This window comes from Veillonella absiana (assembly GCF_032970865.1).
In the GTDB taxonomy this organism is placed as follows: domain Bacteria; phylum Bacillota; class Negativicutes; order Veillonellales; family Veillonellaceae; genus Veillonella; species Veillonella absiana.
Genome location: NZ_JAWJZB010000019.1, coordinates 1 through 3,356, shown reverse-complemented (window position 1 = coordinate 3,356; position 3,356 = coordinate 1). Strand labels below are relative to the sequence as shown.

Sequence of the window (3,356 nt, the reverse complement as noted above, 5' to 3'; positions counted from 1 at the left end):
TAATGAACGGTATCACCAAAGCTTGGATTATAAAAAGCCAGCAGAAGTATATTTTTATAACTAGCCTTTGACCAAACTTAAATGTTAGCAAAAAATGGTCTTGACAATGGGGTCCACTTTAATCAAAGAATGGTGAACTGCTCATTGGAGTTACTAATTTGAATGTGGGATTGGTGAGTTGATAAGTTTGATAGCAAAAATGTGGTGAGTTGACGAGATTACTATAGTTAATTCATCTTAGATTGTGATCTTAGAATATACATTATATATTTAAATTATTGAACATTATAAGACTTTTAGAGTATTTGTAAAGTAAAATAGAAAGAATTAAAAAATGATTAGATTAAAACTGATTGGAGAGGAGAGTTCTGAGAATGGAAGCTGAAGAAATGAAAAAAGATAGAGAGTTAATCAAACGATTACGGCAACTTGCAATAACAAAGCAACTTAATTTTTTGATTGGCTCGGGAGCATCAGCAAAATCAATTGGGTTAATGAGGGATTTTAAGGATGATGTATCTAGTGGAAAGACTGCTAATGATTTTCTTACTGAGAAAATTAAAGAAGTAAGTATAAAATTATTAGATGAAACGTACGAGTTTGATGAAGGTCATAAAATTTCAGGAAATTTAGAAGACTATTATGAATTTATTAAAGTAATAATTGATGTTCTTAATCTTTCAAATTCTAGACAAGCCCCAAAATCTGCAAATATTTTCACGACAAATTATGATTTATTTCTTGAAAAGGCTGTAGATAGATTACTATTAAATAGCAGGTTTATTTTTAACGATGGAGCAAAGGGGTATTTTACACGAGAGTTGGATAGCTCTAACTACAATCAAGTGGTGTCTTATAAAGGGTTAAATGACAACTACATTAGTGAAATTCCATCAATATCATTAATAAAGCCTCATGGGTCCGTTAATTGGCAAGAAGAACAGGAAAAAATTTATATATGTAATCACGTCACTAAAAACCCAATGATTGTAAAACCGACAGGTCTGGAGGCTCAAGATACATTTTTAAATAATTACTTCCACGAAATGCTGAGAGTGTTCCAACTTGAATTGGATAAACCACAATCGGTTTTATTTATTATAGGATTTTCTTTTCAAGATAAGCATATTGGTAAAATGATTTTAAGAGCCTTAAAAAATCCTGAGTTAATGATGTATGTTTTTGCGTATTCAGACTCAGATAGACAAATTTACATGGATAATTTAGGGGTTAGCTCTTTGCCGGCAAATCTAAAAATCTTAACACCGAGTAATTTTGATAATAAGAATCTAACAAAGAACACAAATGATAGAAGTGAAGAATGGTATAGCTTAACTCTGGATAATTTTAATAACATTTTATCTGGTGCTACCTTGGAGGACTTGAAAGATGACAAATCCAAGTAAGAAACTAGGAGTAATAGTTGGTGTCGATGGTGATGTATCTGAAGTTGGGATGTACCATATGTCTAATGATGCCCAATACATATGGTATGGCGAACTTTTGACTGGCCCTAAAGTGGGTGCATTTCTAACTGTTAATCAGAACGACATAAAAATAATTACAACCGTTTCAAGCGAAAAGGTTGTTGATCAACAAAATACAGTTCGTAGCAAGGAGTTTGATAATCGTTTTCACAAAGATTCTATTAATCGAATTATTACATTAAAAACAAAGGGGGTTATTGAGGAAGGAAAATTTCAAGTAACGAGCCAATATGTACCGATGATTGGCAACGAAATTACTTTAACTACTAAATTAGAACTCGATATTATTTATGGTGTTGAGAATGATGAGGCGGCAATTTATATTGGAAAATCGATACTTGAAGGACAACCAATCAAAATTCCGATTAACAAGCTTTTCGCTTCACATATTGGAGTGTTCGGGAATACGGGTAGTGGAAAGTCAAATACATTGCATAAACTATATTTGCAACTTTTTAGAACTAAATACAATAAATCAATTATAAATACTTCTCAATTTTATGTTATTGATTTTAACGGGGAGTATACTGGAGAAGAAATGTTCGGAGTAGATGCGAGTGATAAGATGATATATGAAATTGCAACAAATAAGGATAATGGTATAAAACTACCTGTAAAAAAAGAATATTTGTTTAACGCCGATATTCTTTCGATTTTATTTGATGCTCGTTCAGCAACTCAAGTCCCTTTTTTAAGACGTGCGATTAACCTATGGAATGAGAAAAAATTTGATGGTGATGGAATAGCTAAATTTGTTGTAGGAACAATAAAAAAGATATTAACTAGTGGAGATGCAGCAAGTTCAGACGCCAAAGACAACTGGATATCCGTTGCAAATTCATTTATTAATAATGATTCTTTGTTTAATGAACTTAAAGGATTAGAGTATCATTCACAACGCAAAGCATATATGTATATGAATGATGGAGAAAGGAAATACATAAATGATAAATCTGATATGTTACATGAAGATACTGTTTATCTGAACTTGAACCAAATTCAGGATCAACTTTCCAGAACCTTTGAAAGCAACAATGAAATAAAAAAACTTAAAATGCATTTAGATTTCCAGAAAGTGCACCAAACCTCTTGGAAATCTACAAATATAGAACATTTGAATCCGCTATTTAGTCGCATAGACACTGCATTTTCTAGTTTAGAAAAAGTTATTGAGGTTGTAGAAGATATATCGGATAAGTATAAAACTCTTAATATTATTTCTTTAGTATATGCTAACCAAGAAATTACTCGATTGATTCCTATGTTACTTTCAAAAATGATATATGATGAGCAGAAAAAGGTTGTGGCTGGAAAGGAAGTAACAAAAACTAAGCATTTGATAATCGATGAAGCACACAATATTTTAAACGCTGACTATAGAAACAGTGGTGATGATTGGCAAGATTACAGGCTTTCAGTTTTTGAAGAAATAATTAAAGAAGGAAGAAAGTTCGGATTTTACCTTACTTTATCGAGTCAAAGACCAGCAGATATATCTCCAACTATTCTATCTCAAACTCACAACTATTTAATACATCGATTAGTGAATGAGAAGGATCTAAGGATGCTTGAAAACACTATGCCAACCTTAGATAAAAGTTCATATCAGAAGATTCCTAGCTTGGGACAAGGGGAAGCTATTATTACTGGAAACGCAATTCAAGTTCCGATATTTGTAAAAATTGACAAAGAGGAAAAAAATCGACCAAGCAGTGATGATATTAATTTAACAGAATTATGGAGCAAAAAACTATAATGGACCCAAGAATTTAGACCACTAAAAGTTGCTTTTTAAGTTAGGTTGAATGTAATATTTAATCAAACGGAGGCACTATGAAACGAACACAGTACACACCTAACGAAAAAGCA

2 protein-coding genes are annotated in these 3,356 nt (G+C 31.8%); both read left to right on the top strand.

The features are described 5' to 3' along the window. Positions 1–374: 374 nt before the first annotated feature. On the top strand, positions 375–1,406 hold the full coding sequence (locus RVY80_RS10135) for an SIR2 family protein (RefSeq protein ID WP_317330539.1): 1,032 nt from the start codon (positions 375–377) through the stop codon (positions 1,404–1,406). Continuing rightward, entirely contained in the window at positions 1,390–3,243 is a 1,854-nt protein-coding gene (locus RVY80_RS10130; protein ID WP_317330538.1) for an ATP-binding protein, read from the top strand. Before RVY80_RS10135 ends, RVY80_RS10130 begins: the two co-directional genes overlap by 17 nt. The last annotated feature ends 113 nt before the right edge of the window (positions 3,244–3,356 follow it).

What these genes read in the sequence shown, in the direction of transcription:
- RVY80_RS10135 (WP_317330539.1), top strand. Translation starts at nt 375, where the DNA reads ATGGAAGCTGAAGAAATGAAAAAAGATAGAGAGTTAATCAAACGATTA.
- RVY80_RS10130 (WP_317330538.1), top strand. Translation starts at nt 1,390, where the DNA reads ATGACAAATCCAAGTAAGAAACTAGGAGTAATAGTTGGTGTCGATGGT.